14 protein-coding genes and 1 other annotated feature are annotated in these 18,572 nt (G+C 37.1%); of the genes, 12 read left to right on the top strand and 2 right to left on the bottom strand.

Features of this window, described 5'->3' with window-relative positions; all coding sequences use genetic code 11:
- Positions 1 to 71: 71 nt before the first annotated feature.
- On the top strand, positions 72 to 719 hold the full coding sequence (locus ACZDYH_RS01340) for a DUF421 domain-containing protein (protein WP_000454838.1): 648 nt from the start codon (positions 72 to 74) through the stop codon (positions 717 to 719).
- A gap of 80 nt (positions 720 to 799) precedes the next feature.
- Here the strand turns inward: ACZDYH_RS01340 and spoVB are convergent, their stop codons facing one another.
- Positions 800 to 2,359, bottom strand: coding sequence for a stage V sporulation protein B (gene spoVB / locus ACZDYH_RS01345; protein WP_088362203.1), 1,560 nt, complete (start codon positions 2,357 to 2,359; stop codon positions 800 to 802).
- A 185-nt stretch (positions 2,360 to 2,544) separates the two neighbouring features.
- Between spoVB and ACZDYH_RS01350 the strand changes: the two genes are divergently transcribed.
- The 11 genes from ACZDYH_RS01350 to ACZDYH_RS01400 all read left to right on the top strand — a co-directional run bounded on the left by ACZDYH_RS01350 (position 2,545) and on the right by ACZDYH_RS01400 (position 17,285).
- Positions 2,545 to 2,829: a post-transcriptional regulator gene (locus tag ACZDYH_RS01350; protein WP_000886979.1), complete on the top strand. Its 285-nt coding sequence runs from the start codon at positions 2,545 to 2,547 to the stop codon at positions 2,827 to 2,829.
- 269 nt (positions 2,830 to 3,098) lie between these two features.
- Complete coding sequence (gene secDF, locus ACZDYH_RS01355; RefSeq protein WP_088362204.1) at positions 3,099 to 5,363, top strand: protein translocase subunit SecDF; 2,265 nt, start codon at positions 3,099 to 3,101, stop codon at positions 5,361 to 5,363.
- Between the two features lie 156 nt (positions 5,364 to 5,519).
- The gene (locus tag ACZDYH_RS01360) at positions 5,520 to 6,413 is read left to right on the top strand and encodes a cation diffusion facilitator family transporter (RefSeq protein WP_000409743.1); all 894 of its coding nucleotides are present in this window, start codon (positions 5,520 to 5,522) and stop codon (positions 6,411 to 6,413) included.
- Positions 6,414 to 6,514: 101 nt separating this feature from the next.
- Positions 6,515 to 8,854: a single-stranded-DNA-specific exonuclease RecJ gene (gene recJ, locus ACZDYH_RS01365; RefSeq protein WP_000941230.1), complete on the top strand. Its 2,340-nt coding sequence runs from the start codon at positions 6,515 to 6,517 to the stop codon at positions 8,852 to 8,854.
- 47 nt (positions 8,855 to 8,901) lie between these two features.
- Positions 8,902 to 9,414 (top strand): adenine phosphoribosyltransferase, encoded by a 513-nt coding sequence (locus tag ACZDYH_RS01370; RefSeq protein WP_000346215.1) that lies wholly within the window; start codon positions 8,902 to 8,904, stop codon positions 9,412 to 9,414.
- Positions 9,415 to 9,624: 210 nt separating this feature from the next.
- Positions 9,625 to 11,808 (top strand): GTP diphosphokinase, encoded by a 2,184-nt coding sequence (gene relA / locus ACZDYH_RS01375; RefSeq protein WP_001262795.1) that lies wholly within the window; start codon positions 9,625 to 9,627, stop codon positions 11,806 to 11,808.
- 16 nt (positions 11,809 to 11,824) lie between these two features.
- Positions 11,825 to 12,265 (top strand): D-tyrosyl-tRNA(Tyr) deacylase, encoded by a 441-nt coding sequence (locus tag ACZDYH_RS01380; protein WP_001266965.1) that lies wholly within the window; start codon positions 11,825 to 11,827, stop codon positions 12,263 to 12,265.
- A 165-nt stretch (positions 12,266 to 12,430) separates the two neighbouring features.
- Positions 12,431 to 12,607: a hypothetical protein gene (locus ACZDYH_RS01385; protein ID WP_001242605.1), complete on the top strand. Its 177-nt coding sequence runs from the start codon at positions 12,431 to 12,433 to the stop codon at positions 12,605 to 12,607.
- A gap of 54 nt (positions 12,608 to 12,661) precedes the next feature.
- Positions 12,662 to 12,892: a binding site (T-box leader), on the top strand.
- 69 nt (positions 12,893 to 12,961) lie between these two features.
- On the top strand, positions 12,962 to 14,233 hold the full coding sequence (hisS, locus tag ACZDYH_RS01390) for a histidine--tRNA ligase (protein WP_000027084.1): 1,272 nt from the start codon (positions 12,962 to 12,964) through the stop codon (positions 14,231 to 14,233).
- Between the two features lie 12 nt (positions 14,234 to 14,245).
- On the top strand, positions 14,246 to 16,021 hold the full coding sequence (aspS, locus tag ACZDYH_RS01395) for an aspartate--tRNA ligase (RefSeq protein ID WP_000840891.1): 1,776 nt from the start codon (positions 14,246 to 14,248) through the stop codon (positions 16,019 to 16,021).
- Positions 16,022 to 16,517: 496 nt separating this feature from the next.
- Positions 16,518 to 17,285, top strand: coding sequence for a tRNA threonylcarbamoyladenosine dehydratase (locus tag ACZDYH_RS01400; protein ID WP_000903179.1), 768 nt, complete (start codon positions 16,518 to 16,520; stop codon positions 17,283 to 17,285).
- Between the two features lie 615 nt (positions 17,286 to 17,900).
- Here the strand turns inward: ACZDYH_RS01400 and ACZDYH_RS01405 are convergent.
- Positions 17,901 to 18,542 (bottom strand): RsfA family transcriptional regulator, encoded by a 642-nt coding sequence (locus tag ACZDYH_RS01405; protein WP_000857710.1) that lies wholly within the window; start codon positions 18,540 to 18,542, stop codon positions 17,901 to 17,903.
- Positions 18,543 to 18,572: the final 30 nt, after the last annotated feature.

Consider the following 18,572-nt stretch of genomic DNA (forward strand, 5'->3'; position numbering starts at 1 on the left):
TTTCCTTTTGCTCAAGTTAGACTAGTTTCTTTTTTATAGGGGAGTCTATACGTAAAAAAGGAGATGTAGAAATGGAATGGATATCGGTAATTGGACGGACAATGCTTTTGTATATCATCATCTTAATTATTTTTCGTCTTATGGGTAAACGTGAGATAGGAGAGCTAAGTGTATTAGATTTAGTCGTATTTATTATGCTTGGAGAAATGGCTGTAGTAGCAATTGAAAATACCGATAAATCACTTTGGCATCAATTAGTTCCGATGACTTTTCTTATGTGCATACAAATCATTTTGTCAGTCATTTCATTAAAGTTTCAACGATTTCGGCATTTAATAGAAGGTGAACCAGCAATTATTATTAATGCGGGAAAGATTGATGAAAAAAAGATGAGAAACCAACGATATAATATTGATGATTTAATGATGCAATTAAGGGAACAAGGAGTTGGAGATATTCGGGATGTAGAATATGCTATTTTGGAACCGTCTGGGAAGTTATCTGTCTTTCAAAAACAAAAAAATAAACAAGATACATTGCAGTTTACGCTTCCTCTTATTATTGATGGAGAAATTCAATCTAGTCATTTACAAATGATTGAGCATACAGATGAATGGCTTATTGAGAAATTAAAAAACTTAGGTTATAACGATATAACACAAATTTTATACTGTAGTTTTCAAAATGGACAATTTTTTGTTGATGTAAAAGAAAATTAGAGACTTATCCTTTGGAAGAGTAAGAATGATTAGTATAACTAATAATCAGTGGAGATTACCCCACTGATTAAAGTTTCACCTTATTTCAAAAATGAAAGCTTACGAATGATAGGGAGACGATTTAACTCTTCTTTTCGAATGAGTTTGAAAGTGAAGAGAAGTACGATATAAACAATTGTTGTTAAAGTGATTTCCCATAATGTTTGTATGCCAAGGGAATGAGAGAAAATAATATATTTATGAAGATAAAAACCGAAGGCGCCTGCGATACCGATGGCAAGTCCGCCGAAAATATAGTCTTTTGCGTAAATGGTAAATGTAATCTTTTTTAAAACAGTAGCGTAGTGAAGAAATGTTACTGTTACAATATTTGCAGCAATAGCAAGTGCAACCCCCATCATTTGAAACTCTGGCCTTGATGCTAGTACAAAAATAACGATTAATTTCACGATGGCACCAATAAATGTATTCATCATGGCGGCTCTTGCTAAGTTTAAAGCTTGCAAAACAGAGGTAAGTGGACTTTGGAAATAATGAAATAAAAAGCAAGGCGCAAGAAGTTGAATGAATGCTGTTGCGCTGTCTGATCCATACATAAGAGTTAAAACAGGAGAAGCGAATACGTATAATATAACGACAGACCATCCGCCGGTAATTAATGAAATTCGAAGTGCTTGTTGTAAACGGTGCTCTACTAATTTATGTTGTCTTTTTGCCATTGCTTCACTAATAGAAGGAACGAGCGCTGTAGAGAGAGCGTATGTAATAAAGGCGGGTAGTGATAGGAGCGGGAATGCATAACCGTTTAATATACCGTATTGCTGGGTTGCAACAGAAGCAGCGACACCAGCGATTGCTAAGCTTTGCATAACGACAATAGGTTCAAAAAAATATGAAACGGAGCCGATTAAACGACTTCCTGTAGTTGGAAGCGCAATATCCATCAGAGAATAAAATGTCCCTTTGCTTTCCTTTACAGTAGTGAAAAATCCAGAGCGTATTGATAAATGTTTTTCTCGCTGAAATAACGTGAGTAAAAATAATAAGGATGCAACTTCACCGAGAACAGCTGATAACATAGCGCCGGCTGCAGCATATTCTATGCCGTAAGGTAAAAATAATTGAATGCATATAGCGATAATGGTAATGCGGACGACTTGTTCTAGAACTTGCGCATAAGCGCTAGGTTTCATGTTTTGTTTCCCTTGAAAGTAACCACGCAAAACAGAAGAAACAGCAATAACGGGAACAACAGGCAAAATGGCCATTAATGGATAGTACGTTCTTTCGTCGGTTAATAATGTTTTTGCTAAAATAGGTGTGAGGAACATAATTCCGATTGTTAAAATGATACTAATAACGGATGTAACAGCTAGTGATACGGTTAATATTTTTTTAACTCTTTGTTTATCGTTCACAGCTTCCGCTTCTGCTACAAATTTTGCGATGGCGACAGGAAGACCAATTTGTGTCAATGTAATTGCTAAAATGAATGTAGGAACGGCCATCATATAAAGACCAACGCCTTCTTCTCCTAAAATACGTGCCATTACTATGCGGTTGATAAAGCCGAGTATTTTTGTAATAAAGCCGGCTATCATTAAAATAAATGCGCCTTTTAAAAAGCTTTGTCTCGTCATGTTCTTCTCCTACCTTCTCAAAATCAATGGAATGATTTACAATAATTTATATGCACGTACGAGACAAGAATGACAAGCATTTAAGAGAGTGAAGTGTGATAGTGCTCTTGAAAGTAGTTATTGCTGTCCATTAGAGCGGGATTAAAGCGACTTTTTCGTGCTGAAATAAGAAGGAGATGTTATAGATGTTAGATAGAGAGGCTTTGGTAGAATCATACCGCGGACAGTTACAAGTCGTTTTAGAAAGTAAAGTAGAAGAGTTTCAAATGTTCGGTTACGACCGAGTGACAGATGATGACATTTGGAAGTTTCTTAAAGTGAAAAAGTGGAAGAAGATAGACAGCGATGTTAGATTGTATGAATTAGTTAATGACGTATTAACAGTAAGTACTAATGAATATATGACATATTTAACTGTTGAAGCTTACCAAGCGCCACTTTGGTCATTTGATGAGTATGAAAATAAATAACCGACTGCAATTGGTTTGTTCTTCCTTTTGCAGTATAATGATATGTATTGATAAAGAGGAAATAATTGTGTCTAAGATTATATATAAAGGAGGTAGTGAAGAGGAAAATAAATGATGAAAGTGTAGGGAGTGTAAAAGCTTACCTATACAGCTAGTGATGAGCTAGCAAAAATTATAGAAAGGAAGTCTACTAACTAGGCGTATGCACACGTATAGCAGTGAATCGTAAAAGATTTATTGAAAGTGTTAGTAGCAGAAAGAGGGTACATATGGCAAAGCGTGGTACGAGAATTGCCGCCTTTTTCCTCATCGTCTTATTAATCGGTGGAGTAATTGGTGCGGCAGGAAAAGACATAGCAAAAGGAATTAGTCTAGGACTAGACCTTCGCGGTGGTTTTGAAATTCTGTATGAAGTAAAACCAGCCAAAAAAGGTGATAAAATCGATCGAGACGTACTTGTAAGTACAGTAGGTGCTCTTGAAAATCGTGTCAATGTTCTCGGTGTAAGTGAGCCGAACATTCAAATCGAAGGACAAGATCGAATTCGTGTACAGCTTGCTGGTGTACAAGATCAGCAAAAAGCACGTGAAATGTTATCAACACAAGCGAAATTAACATTCCGTGATGTGGATGATAACCTTCTTATGGATGGAACGGATTTAAAAGGCGGCGGAGCGAAGCAAACATTTGATGAGCAAGGCCGTGCGAGCGTAGGTCTTACACTGAAAAGCGCTGAAAAATTCCGTGCAGTAACTGAAAAGATTTCAAAAATGCCACCACCAACGAATTTAATGGTAATTTGGCTGGACTTTGAAGAAGGAAAAGATTCGTATAAAGCAGAATCTGCAAAACCGAATCCGAAGTTCTTATCAGCAGCAACAGTAAACCAAGTATTTAACCAAGCTGAAGTATCTATCGTAGGTGGAAACTTCACAGTTGAAAGTGCGAAACAACTTTCATCTTTATTAAATGCAGGTGCACTTCCTGTTGATTTAAAAGAAATGTATTCAACATCTGTTGGAGCGAAATTTGGTCAACAAGCGTTAGAGCAAACGATTTTCGCTAGTGCGATTGGTATCGCTCTTATCTTCTTATTTATGCTTGTATTCTACCGTTTACCAGGACTTGTAGCGGTTATTATGTTAGGTTTATACATTTTCGTTACATTACTTGTCTTTAACTGGATGCATGCAGTTCTTACGTTGCCAGGTATTGCGGCGTTAGTGCTCGGAGTAGGTATCGCAGTTGATGCGAATATTATTACGTACGAGAGACTGAAAGAAGAGCTGAAAATTGGTAAGTCAATGATGTCGGCATTCCGAGCTGGTAACCATCGTTCCTTAGCAACAATTCTAGATGCAAACGTTACGACTCTTGCAGCAGCTGGTGTGTTATTCGTTTATGGTAATAGCTCTGTAAAAGGATTCGCAACAAGTTTAATCGTAAGTATTTTAGTCGGTTTCATTACGAACGTATTCGGTACTCGTTTCTTACTAGGTTTACTTGTAAAGAGCCGTAACTTCGATAAAAAACCAGGGTATTTTGGTGTGAAACAAAAGGATATTATTCCATTAACAAAAGGTGTAGTACATCCGCCAACGAGATTTGATCGTATTAATTTCGTAAATATCGGTCATAAATTCCTTATTTTCTCGATTGTAGTTGTAATTGCAGGAGCAATTATCTTACCAATTTTCAAATTGAACCTTGGTATTGACTTTGCGAGTGGTACACGTATCGACTTGCAATCAAAACAAGCCGTTACTGTGTCTGATGTTCATAAAGATTTTAAAGAATTGAACATTGATGTGAAGGAAGAAAATATTGTACCGACTGGAGATGACAATAAAGGTTTCGCAGTTCGTACATTAGGTGTTTTATCAAAAGATGAAATTGCGAAAACAAAAACATTCTTCCACGATAAATATGGTACAGATCCAAACGTAAGTACAGTTTCACCGACAATCGGTAAAGAAATTGCACGAAATGCATTTATCGCAGTATTAATTGCTTCTGCGGTTATCATTTTATACGTAAGTATTCGTTTCCGCTTTACGTATGCGTTATCTGCAGTACTTGCATTATTACATGACGCATTCGTTATGATTGTTATGTTTAGTATTTTCCAACTAGAGGTAGACTTAACGTTTATTGCTGCAGTACTAACAATCATCGGTTATTCTATTAATGACTCGATTGTTACATTTGATAGAAACCGTGAATTATACAAACAGAAAAAACGAGTGCGCGATATAAAAGATCTAGAAGAAATCGTAAATGCAAGTATTCGCCAAACGCTTGGTCGTTCGATTAACACCGTATTAACAGTGTTATTCCCAGTAATTGCACTGCTTATCTTCGGTAGTGAGTCACTACGTAACTTCTCGTTTGCGTTACTTGTTGGATTAATTGTAGGTACGTACTCTTCTGTTTTCGTTGCCTCTCAAATTTGGTTAATGCTTGAAAACCGTCGTTTGAAAAAGGGAAAAAACAAGAAGAAGGTTGAGAAAGTAGAATCTGAACCGCAAGTATAGAAAAGATGATGTCTCTTTATGAGGCATCTCTTTTTTCGTTTGTGGATACAATAAGATAGCAACTTTTTAACAGAAAGAAGATGGAAGAAAGTGGTGGTGTTATCGCTGTTTTTGTTAAAATAAAAAGATAGGTTAAGAAAAGAAGGGATTTTAATTATGGAAAAAGATGAACGTTTTAAACAGGCCGAGTTTGGTGCTATTGTCGGGATCGTTGGTAATATTATATTAGCGATTGTAAAGGCGGTAATTGGTTATATTGGGAACAGTAAAGCGCTATTAGCGGATGCCGTGCATTCTGCATCAGATGTAATAGGTTCGCTAGCTGTACTTTTTGGATTGCGAGCGGCAAAGCAGCCACCTGATGAGGATCATCCGTATGGTCATGGTAAAGCGGAATCGATTTCAGCGATTATTGTTGCGGTATTATTATTTATTGTGGGACTTGAAATCGCGATTTCGTCTATAAAAGCTTTTTCGCAAGAACTAGAACCGCCGAAAGGAATTACGATATTTGCTGTTGTTCTTTCAATCGTCGTGAAAGAAGGAATGTTTCAATATAAATTTCGATTAGGGAAAAGAGTAAACAGTGATGCAATTATTGCAAATGCATATGAGCACCGTTCGGATGTATTTTCTTCAATTGCAGCTTTAATCGGTATTTGTGCAGCTATAATAGGTGGTAAGCTTGGTATAGACTGGCTTGTATACGCTGATCCAATTGCGGGATTAGTTGTTTCACTTCTTGTTGTAAAAATGGCATGGAGCATTGGAGCGGAAGCAATTCATGCAACGCTTGACCATGTTCTTCATGAGGAGGATGTTATTCCGCTTAGAGAAGCAGTTCTTCAAGTAGATGGTGTGAAAAAAATTGGTTCTTTATATGCACGGGAGCATGGTCATTATGTTATTGTCGATATTAAAGTGTCCGTAGATCCATACATTACTGTAGAAGAAGGACACCGTATTGGAAAACATGTGAAAGAAATACTTATGAAACAAGATAATGTACAAAATGTATTCGTACATATAAATCCGTATTCTCCAAATTAAACATCATTAACATTTTAGTATATAGATATTGCATCGTAGTTTGCATTATATTGTCACCCCTTAATCTGTCTTGTATAATGAACAGGTTAAGGGGTGATTTCGTGTTACAACCGAAGACGCGTTGGAAAGAAAAAGAATATAATGACGAGCGAGTGAGTGAATTAGCAAGTAAATTACAGTTATCGCCACTTGTCGTTTCGTTATTCCTCGGTAGAGGACTCGATACAGAAGATAAGATTTTAGATTTTTTAAATACAGAAAATCAAGAATTTCATGATCCATTTTTATTAGAAGGAATGGATAGAACGGTAGAACGTGTAAATAAGGCGATTCAAAATGGAGAGCAAATATTAATATTTGGTGATTACGATGCGGACGGAGTAAGTAGTACGACAGTTTTATATCTTGCTCTTCAAGAATTAGGTGCAGAAGTAGAATTTTACATTCCAAATCGTTTTACAGAAGGGTATGGACCGAACGAAGAAGCATTTCGTTGGGCGCATAGCGCAGGGTTCTCGCTAATTATTACTGTCGACACTGGTATTGCAGCGGTACATGAAGCGAATGTAGCGAAAGAGCTTGGAATAGATCTAATTATTACAGATCACCATGAGCCACCGCCAGAATTGCCAGAAGCACTTGCGATTATACATCCGAAATTAGATGGCGGTGTATATCCGTTTCACTATTTAGCTGGTGTAGGTGTTGCGTTTAAAGTTGCGCATGCACTATTAGGCCGTGTACCAGAACATTTATTAGAGATCGCAGTAATTGGTACAGTAGCCGATTTAGTATCACTTCATGGTGAAAATAGGTTGCTAGTGAAACGCGGTTTAAAACATATGCGTATGACGAGAAATATTGGTTTGAAGGCATTGTTTAAAGTTGCTAACGTTTCGCAAAGTGAAATTACCGAAGAGAGTATTGGCTTCTCAATTGCACCTCGTATTAATGCGGTCGGGCGTTTAGAAGATGCTGCGCCGGCTGTACACCTTTTATTATCAGATGATCCAGAGGAAGCGAAAGAGCTAGCTGAAGAAATTGATGAGCTGAACAAACTGCGAAAAGATATTGTAAAGCAAATTACAGAAGAAGCTATCGCTGAAGTGGAAAATAACTTCCCACCAGAAGAAAATAAAGTATTAGTACTTGCAAAAGAAGGCTGGAACCCAGGGGTAATTGGAATTGTTGCTTCGAAATTAGTTGAACGTTTTTATCGTCCGACGATTGTATTAAGCATTGATCCTATAAAAGAAACAGCAAAAGGCTCAGCACGTAGTATTGCAGGATTTGATTTGTTTGCAAATTTATCAGATTGTAGAGAGTTATTACCACACTTCGGAGGGCATCCGATGGCAGCGGGAATGACGCTACATATGAATGATGTAGATGAATTACGTCGCCGCTTAAATGAACAAGCAGATGCAATGTTAACAGAAGAAGATTTTATTCCAATTACAGCAGTTGATGTTTTTTGTAAAGTAGAGGATGTAACGCTAGCGGCAATTGAAGATATGCAAAAACTAGCCCCGTTTGGTGTTGGAAATCCGAAACCACGTATTGCAGTAAAAGATGCAGAGTTAGAAAGTATTCGCGCAATCGGATCAGATGGCTCTCATTTAAAAATGGCTCTTCGTGATGGACAAGCAACACTGGATACAATTGGATTTGGCTTTGGTGCATATGCGAAAGAAATCTCTCCAGTTGCAAAAGTATCTGTAATAGGAGAAGCGTCTATTAATGAATGGAATAACTTTAAGAAGCCACAACTAATGGTACAAGATATTGCTGTAGAGGCGTGGCAATTATTTGATTGGCGTAGTATGCGTAATGCAGAAGCAAATTTAGCAGAACTTCCGAAAGAAAAAATAACAATGGTGTATTTTTCTGAAGAGGTATTGAATAAATTTTCTTTAGAGAGCTATAAAGAAAAGCTCATGCATGCTTCAGAAGTAACGCATTTAGATGATCAATATATCGTGTTACTTGATTTACCAAAAGGAACAGATGAATTACGTGAGCTATTTAAGGTAGGATTCCCAGCGCGAATTTATACGCTATTTTATCAAGAGAATAACCACTTATTTAGTACAGTTCCGACGAGAGAACACTTTAAATGGTACTATTCTTTCTTAAGCCAAAAAACACCATTTTCTTTAAGACAATATGGAGAACAACTATGTCGTCATAAAGGTTGGTCAAAAGATACAGTAAATTTCATGACACAGGTGTTTTTTGAGTTAGAATTTGTTACAATAAAAGATGGCGTCATTTTTATGGCAGACAAAAAACAAAAGCGTGATTTAATTGAATCGAACACATATCGTGAGAAAATGAACCACTTACAATTAGAAAAAGAATTGGTTTATAGCACATATCAGCAACTATATACATGGTTTGAAACGATTCGTAATCATAAAGAAGTAGAACAGTTAGGGTAAAGGATTTGTATTTACAAACCTTTTAGATCTGAGGAGGATTCAGAAATATGGATTTCAAGCAACATATCGCAATTGTACCGGATTATCCGAAAGAAGGTATTGTGTTTAAAGACATTACACCTTTAATGAATGACGGTAAAGCATACAAAGCAGCAACAGACGCAATCGTTGAGTACGCAAAAGAAAGAGATATCGATGTTGTAGTAGGACCAGAAGCTCGTGGTTTCATTATCGGTTGCCCAGTTTCTTATGCGTTAGAAGTAGGATTTGCGCCAGTTCGTAAATTAGGAAAATTACCACGTGAAGTAATTACAGTTGACTACGGTAAAGAATATGGTAAAGATGTTTTAACAATCCATAAAGATGCAATTAAGCCAGGTCAGCGCGTATTAATTACAGATGATCTATTAGCTACAGGTGGAACAATCGAAGCGACAATTAAGTTAGTTGAAGAGCTAGGCGGAGTTGTAGCAGGAATTGCATTCTTAGTAGAACTTACTTACTTAGATGGTCGTAAAATGTTAGATGGTTACGATGTATTAGTATTAGAAAAATACTAATCACTATATAGGTAAAACTACGGTGATAAAAAGTACCCGTGAATCTCTTGGAGAGGAGCGGGTACTTTTGTATAATTGAACAAAAAATTATGGTGAAATGTCAGTAAAATCTTTTCCTTTTCACAATTCACAATCATTGGGTTATAATGATAGAATATAATTTATTCTATTAAATAAAGATAAAGTCAATTTTCAATAAAAGGTGATTCGATGGCAAATGAGCAGGTACTAACAGCTGAACAGGTACTCGAGAAAGCAAGTCAATATTTAGCGGATGAAGATATTGAGCTAGTGGCACGTGCCTATGAATATGCACGTGATGCGCATAGCGAACAATATAGAAAATCGGGTGAACCGTATATTATTCATCCGATTCAAGTTGCAGGTATTTTAGTTGATTTACACATGGATCCAGCTACGGTATCAGCAGGTTTCTTACATGATGTAGTGGAAGATACAGAGATTACGTTAGAAGATATTGAACGGGAATTTAACAAAGAAATTGCTATGCTTGTTGATGGCGTTACAAAGCTTGGGAAGATCAAATATAAATCTCACGAACAACAACAAGCAGAAAACCATCGCAAAATGTTTATTGCAATGGCTCAAGATATTCGAGTTATTTTAATTAAACTAGCTGATCGTCTTCATAACATGCGTACATTGAAACATTTGCCTCAAGAGAAGCAGCGTCGCATAGCGAATGAAACGTTAGAAATCTTTGCACCTTTGGCACATAGACTCGGAATTAGTACTATTAAATGGGAGCTAGAGGATACGTCACTTCGCTATTTAAATCCACAACAATATTATCGTATTGTAAATTTAATGAAGCGTAAACGTGCAGAACGTGAAGAATATTTAGACGAAGTAATGACTGGTATTCGTGAGAAATTAAAAGAAGTTGCAATTCAACCTGAGATTTCTGGAAGACCGAAACATATTTACAGTATTTATCGTAAAATGGCACTGCAAAATAAGCAGTTCAATGAAATTTACGATTTATTAGCTGTACGTGTCGTTGTAAATAGTATTAAAGATTGTTATGCGGTGCTTGGAATTATTCATACGTGCTGGAAGCCGATGCCAGGTCGTTTTAAAGATTATATTGCAATGCCAAAAGCAAATCTATATCAATCTCTTCATACGACTGTAATTGGACCGAAAGGTGATCCACTTGAAGTGCAAATTCGTACGAAAGAAATGCATGAAATTGCAGAATTTGGGATCGCGGCACACTGGGCATACAAAGAAGGAAAAACAGCAGAAACAACAGGTACATTAGAGAAGAAACTCACATGGTTCCGTCAAATATTAGAATGGCAAAATGAAGCTTCTAATGCAGAAGAATTTATGGAGTCATTAAAAATTGATTTATTCTCTGACATGGTATTCGTCTTTACACCGAAAGGCGATGTAATGGAATTACCACTTGGATCTGTTCCAATTGATTTCGCGTATCGTGTCCATTCGGAAATTGGGAATAAAACAATTGGTGCAAAAGTAAATGGGAAAATGGTGACGCTGGATTATAAATTAAAAACAGGCGACATCATTGAAATTTTAACGTCGAAACATTCATATGGCCCAAGCCAGGATTGGGTAAAACTTGCTCAAACATCTCATGCGAAAAATAAAATTCGTCAATTCTTTAAGAAACAACGTAGAGACGAAAATATTGAAAAAGGCCGTGAACTTGTTGAAAAGGAAGTACGTGGTCTAGAGTATGAGATGAAAGAAGTATTGGCGCCGGATAACTTAAAACGCGTCGCTGAGAAATTTAACTTTGCAAATGAAGAAGATATGTTTGCAGCAGTTGGATATAGCGGAATTACAGCTTCGCAAATTGTTACGCGACTAACGGACAAGTTCCGCAAACAACGCGAAGAAGAAGAAATTGTTGAAGTTAAAGAAGTCCGTAAACCGATGAAAATTCGAAAATGGGATTCTGGTGTAAAGGTAAGCGGTGCTGATAATTTATTAATCCGTTTATCGAAATGCTGTAACCCAGTTCCGGGCGATGATATCGTTGGGTATATTACGAAAGGCCGAGGTGTATCAATTCACCGCCGTGATTGTGTAAATGTTCATACAGAAGAAGCTGTAGAACGATTATTAGAGGTAGAGTGGGAAGGTAGCCCTGAAAAAGAAATTGAGTATAACGTTGATATTGAAATTTCAGGTTACGATCGCCGCGGTTTATTAAATGAAGTACTGCAAGCTGTTACAGAGACGAAAACATACATTTCAGCTGTTTCTGGTAGAAGTGACCGTAATAAGATGGCAACAATTAATATGTCAATCTCGATTCGTAACTTACAACACTTGAAAAAAGTAGTAGAACGCATTAAACGCGTTCCAGAAATTTATGCAGTACGACGCATGATGCATTAATAGGGAGTGTAGAAAGATGAGAGTTGTTTTACAACGATCAAAGAAAGCGTCTGTCACAGTAGACGGTGAGATCGTAGGACAAATTCCGTTCGGTTTAACATTACTAGTTGGCATTACGCACGAAGATACAGAAAAAGATGCAACTTACATTGCGGAAAAAATTGCAAACTTACGTATTTTTGAAGATGAGAGCGGAAAGATGAATCATTCTGTACTTGATGTAGAAGGACAAGTTCTATCTATTTCGCAATTCACATTATACGGAGATTGCCGCAAGGGCAGACGTCCAAACTTTATGGATGCTGCGAAACCTGACTATGCAGAGCGTTTATACGATTTCTTTAATGAAGAAGTTCGTAAACAAGGATTACATGTGGAAACAGGAAAGTTTGGAGCAATGATGGACGTTTCTTTGATCAATGATGGTCCGGTGACCTTAATTGTAGAAAGTAAATAGTGTTGATAAAAAAGAGAGGGTTATATAATCCTCTCTTTTTTATACATTGTTGTATGTTTTGTTCATTTATTTGGAATCAATAGCAGTTTCGGTTATGTATAACTCTCTCATCAATATGGAACAATAAAAAGTAAAACATCCATATTGAATGTGAGGGATATACGTATGCGTATGAATGAAAAAGGGCATTCTGTTACAAATGGTGCAAATCAACTGTTTAACGTGAATTTTCATGATTTTATTTCAAAAGAGCAAAACAATACTTCAATGGAGCTTGCTTCCGAGTTTGGGATTTCTCTTCAAGATGTAAAGCGTTTAAAGAAGCAGATTGAACGTTCTTAGAGCACTTGACAATCCTACTTAACAAACGTATAGTAATTTTATATTTACATATGAATATAACCGTTGATAGAGAAGAGTAAATGAGACACACATGGAAAGAGAAGGAATGTCTTAGGCTGAAAACATTTCTGCATGATGACTGATTGAATGACACTCTAGAGGTTTCAACTTGAACGGCATATATGCTTAGTAGGGATGAACGCATATTTAAGCGTTATTAAAAAAGTGGAAGCATACGTGCTTCAATTAGGGTGGCACCACGGGTATAATACTCTCGTCCCTACTGTTTAAACAGTAGAGGCGGGAGTTTTTTTATTTTTATTAAGATTAAAACAATTTGAGGAGGAACTGAATATGTCTATTCAAATCCCACGCGGAACGCAAGATATTCTTCCAGGCACTGTTGAGTTATGGCAGTATATCGAAGGGCAAGCACGCGAAATTTGCCGTCGTTACAATTATAAAGAAATTCGTACACCAATCTTTGAACACACTGAGCTATTTTTACGCGGTGTTGGTGATACGACAGATATCGTACAAAAAGAAATGTACTCATTCCAAGATCGTGGAGAGCGTAGCTTAACATTACGTCCAGAAGGTACTGCACCTGTTGTACGTTCTTACGTTGAAAATAAAATGTTTGGTGATGCGACACAACCAACGAAATTATACTATATCGGTCAAATGTTCCGTTATGAAAGACCACAAGCAGGTCGCTATCGTCAATTCGTACAATTCGGTATCGAAGCAATCGGCAGTAATGACCCTGCAATTGATGCAGAAGTAATTGCACTTGCTGTTGAATTTTACCGCGGCATGGGCTTAAAAAATATTAAAGTTGTATTAAACAGTTTAGGTGACGCAGCGAGCCGTCAAGCACACCGTGATGCATTAATCGCACACTTTGAGCCACGTATCGGCGAATTCTGTTCTGACTGTCAATCTCGCTTAGAAAAGAACCCACTTCGAATTTTAGACTGTAAGAAGGACCGTAACCATGAATTAATGGGAACAGCACCATCTATTACAGAATACTTAAACGAAGATTCAGCAGTATACTATGACAAAGTTCAAGAACTATTAACGATGATGGATGTTCCATTTGAAAAAGATCCGAACTTAGTGCGTGGTTTAGACTACTATCAACACACTGTTTTTGAAATTATGAGTGAGGCAGAAGGTTTCGGTGCGATCACTACATTAAGCGGTGGTGGCCGTTATAACGGACTTGTACAAGAAATCGGTGGACCAGAAATGCCAGGTATCGGTTTTGCAATGAGTATTGAACGTTTAATTATGGCGCTAAAAGCTGAAAACATTGAATTACCACTTGAACATAGCATTGATTGTTACGTTGTAGCGCTTGGCGAAAAAGCGAAAGACCATGCTGCAAAAGTTGCGTTCGATCTTCGTAAAGCTGGATTGTCAGTTGAAAAAGATTATTTAGATCGCAAAATGAAAGCACAATTTAAATCAGCAGATCGTCTAAAGGCGAAATTTGTAGCTGTATTAGGAGAAGATGAGCTAGATAAAGGCATCATTAACTTAAAAGATATGGCAACAGGTGAACAAGAAGAAGTAGCGTTAGATGTATTTGCTTCATACGTAGCAGAGAAATTAATATAGGGGGAACTTACAGTGGCTGAAAGAACACATGCATGTGGAAAAGTAACAGTAGAAGCTGTTGGACAAACAGTTCAATTAAAAGGTTGGGTACAAAAACGCCGTGACTTAGGTGGATTAATCTTTATCGATTTACGTGACCGTACAGGTATCGTACAAGTTGTATTTAACCCAGAAACATCAAAAGAAGCGTTAGAAGTAGCAGAAACAATTCGTAGCGAATACGTATTACACGTAGAAGGTACAGTTGTTGAACGTGGTGAAGGCGCAATTAATGACAATATGGCAACTGGTCGTATTGAAGTACAAGCAACAAAAGTAAATGTACTAAATGCAGCGAAAACAACGCCAATTATCATTGCTGATGATACAGATGCATCAGAAGATGTGCGTTTAAAATATCGTTATTTAGACTTACGTCGTCCTGTAATGTTCAACACATTCAAAATGCGTCACGACGTAACAAAAACAATTCGTAACTTCTTAGATACAGAAGAGTTCTTAGAAGTAGAAACACCAATTTTAACGAAAAGCACGCCAGAAGGAGCTCGTGACTATTTAGTGCCAAGTCGTGTACATGATGGTGAATTCTATGCATTACCACAGTCACCACAGTTATTTAAACAGCTTCTTATGGTCGGCGGATTTGAGCGTTACTATCAAGTAGCACGTTGTTTCCGTGATGAAGATTTACGTGCGGATCGTCAACCAGAATTCACGCAAATCGATATCGAAGCTTCATTCTTAACACAAGATGAAATTTTAGATATGATGGAGCGTATGATGACGAAAGTTATGAAGGATGCAAAAGGTGTAGAAGTGAGTGCACCATTCCCTCGTATGAAATATGCTGATGCAATGGCTCGCTACGGTTCTGATAAGCCAGATACACGCTTTGAAATGGAACTAACAGACTTATCTGAGTTTGCAGCAGATTGTGGCTTTAAAGTGTTTACAAGTGCTGTAGAAAGCGGCGGACAAGTAAAAGCAATTAATGCAAAAGGTGCTGCAAGTAAATATTCTCGTAAAGACATCGATGCATTAACTGAATTCGTGAAAGTATACGGTGCAAAAGGTCTAGCTTGGCTTAAAGTTGAAGAAGACGGCCTAAAAGGACCGATTGCGAAATTCTTCGGTGAAGAAGATGCAAATGTGTTAATGAGCACATTAGAAGCTACTGCTGGCGACTTATTACTATTCGTAGCAGATAAGAAGAGCGTTGTTGCAGATAGCTTAGGCGCACTTCGTTTACGTCTAGGTAAAGAGCTTGAGTTAATTGATGAAAGTAAATTTAACTTCCTATGGGTAACTGATTGGCCACTACTTGAGTACGATGAAGATGCAGATCGTTACTTCGCAGCTCACCACCCATTCACAATGCCATTCCGTGAAGACGTTGAGTTACTAGAAACAGCACCAGAAAAAGCACGTGCACAAGCATATGACCTTGTATTAAACGGTTATGAGCTTGGTGGTGGATCACTTCGTATTTACGAGCGTGACGTACAAGAAAAAATGTTCAAAGCACTTGGATTCTCACAAGAAGAAGCGCAAGAGCAATTCGGATTCTTATTAGAAGCATTCGAATACGGTACACCACCACACGGCGGAATCGCATTAGGTTTAGATCGTCTTGTTATGTTACTTGCAGGCCGTACGAACCTTCGTGATACAATTGCATTCCCGAAAACAGCAAGCGCAAGCTGCTTATTAACAGAAGCTCCAAGCCCAGTTGCAGAAGCGCAGCTTGAAGAACTGAACTTAAAATTAAGCTTGAAAGAAGAGAAGTAAGAATAGGGTCTAGATGGTTATACTATAACCGTCTAGACTTTTTTTGAGAGGTTGTTTAAAAAGTCCGGTTTAGATAACTGTCGCATCTCATCGTTGCTTCGCCAGTCCGGTGCTCGAGTAGTATTTCTACACTGCGCTCCTCCTGGCTTCAGCGCCTCGATCTGCTCGGTTCTCTAAATCCTCCTTTTTAAACGTGTATTGAAAGGAAGTTTAAAAAGTCCGGTTTAGATAACTGTCGCATCCCATCGTTGCTTCGCCAGTCCGGTGCTCGAGTAGTATTTCTACACTGCGCTCTTCCTGGCTTCAGCACCTCGATCCGCTTGGTTCTCTAAATCCTCTTTTTTAAACGTGTATTTAGGAAGAAATAAAATTCTGGTCTATGTTTTCATTCTCGAAATATGTATTTTTAGGAATTCTATAACTTTTTCTATACAAATAGTCGGAAAAACGCTAGAATACATGGTAGACCATTTTTGTAATAGGAGTGTAGAGCTGAATGTTACATCAATTTTCACGTAATGAATTAGCCTTTGGTAAAGAAGGACTTGAAATATTAAAAAATAGTACAGTCGGTATTTTAGGAATTGGCGGCGTAGGTTCTTTTGCAGCTGAAGCGTTAGCACGTTCTGGCGTAGGACGTCTCGTATTAGTTGATAAAGACGTTGTAGATATTACAAACGTAAACCGTCAAATTCACGCTTTAGTATCTACTGTAGGACGTTCAAAAGTAGAATTAATGAAAGAGCGTATCGCGGACATTAACCCAGAGTGTGAAGTAATTGGACTAGAAATGTTTTATACAGATGAAACATATGAAGAGTTCTTTAAGTACGGTTTAGACTTCGTAGTGGATGCATCTGATACGATTACGTTCAAAATTCATTTAATTAAACAATGTTTACGTCGTAAAATTAAAATTATCTCAAGTATGGGTGCAGCAAATAAAATGGACCCAACTCGTTTCCGTATTGCGGACATCTCTAAAACACATACAGATCCAATTGCGAAAGTCATTCGTACGAAGCTTCGTAAAGAGGGTATTAAAAAAGGTGTAAAAGTTGTCTTCTCTGACGAAAACCCAATCGTAATTCGTGAAGAAGTACGTAAAGAAATTGTACCAGACGAGAATGCAAAAATTCGTAAGGCGAAACTACCGCCTTCATCAAATGCATTCGTACCATCTGTGGCAGGCTTAATTATGGCAAGTCACGTTGTACGTGAACGCATTAAAAACGTAGAAGTGAAACGTGTAGGGCAAGAATAAAAGAAAAGCATATATCCATTTTGGATATATGCTTTTTTATATGTATTAAAGAAATATGAATATTTGCATCACTACTAGTTCAAATGTAAGTAAGGTTAGTAAGCAATAATCATATTTATCTGATTTATAGGCGGATGTCTTTTTTAGACTGTTAATGGTGAAAAGAGCTAAAGTTAGGACGAGAAGGCCAAGAGTTATTTTGAAGATTATTAATGAAATAGCAACCATCTCCCTTTAAAGGTATATGTTTATAATAACATTTTAGTAAAAAATATCTAATCTGTTGTAGGAGTTTCCTTGTATGACAAGGAGGAATGTTATTGTCAATCTTTGTCGTTAAATCGATATCCTTTATTGAATCGTTGATATATTGCAAGTTGTGATAGATAAATTTGAAAAATCGTTGATATATTGCAAGTTGTGATAGATAAATTTGAAAAATCGTTGATATATTGCAAGTTGTGATAGATAAATTTGAAAAATCGTTGATATATTGCAAGTTGTGATAGATAAATTCGAAAAACCGTTAATATAATTTCATTTACCGATATCTATATATGGTTCACCGAAAACAAACAGGGATGTCACTCGGTTAAAAAAGTGACATCCCTGTTTTTAATTCTCTGCAGAATAAATAATATCTAAATTCCCATTTTGATCGGTTTTGAAAATTGGGGCAATTTGCTCTTCTTGCTCTTCGACTGAAACAAGTTTTCGAGCACGATCCATAATTCGAACAAGCATCGCGTAATCTTCTTCGATTGCTTGTTGTTTTTTTGTGAGTACTGCTAATTTCGTTTCAAGTTCATGATTCGTTTTTTGCAGAGAGGTGAGTTGAGCTTGTAATACATCATTTTCAGTTTGCAACTTTGCAAGTGAAGGATTGTTATGTTCTAAATTTTGTAAAAATGAAATGACATTTTGCATTGTAAGATCTTGTTTACTTGACGTAATATCTTCTGAAAAATCGGCGTCAATTACGAGTTGTTTCGTTTTCGTGAACCGATCTTTTTCTATATTAGCTTCAGAACGTTTTAATTCTTTACGTTGTTTTTTTGCAAGCTGCACCGCATCTTCGTAATTCGGTCTTACTTCAGCATTCCATCTAAAGCCACAAGCTGCGGAAGTGCGGTTTAAAGCGTCGCCAACTTCATCAAACGCTTTTATTTGTGTACTTCCGCTGCGAATATGTCGCAAAACAGTTTCTGCTAAAAGGAGATCATCTTCTTTTGTCCATGCATCTTGACGTGTTTTCATAAGCGAAGCCTCCATAATGGTGACGTTTTC

It is taken from the genome of Bacillus sp. EB V-12 (genome assembly GCF_056158125.1).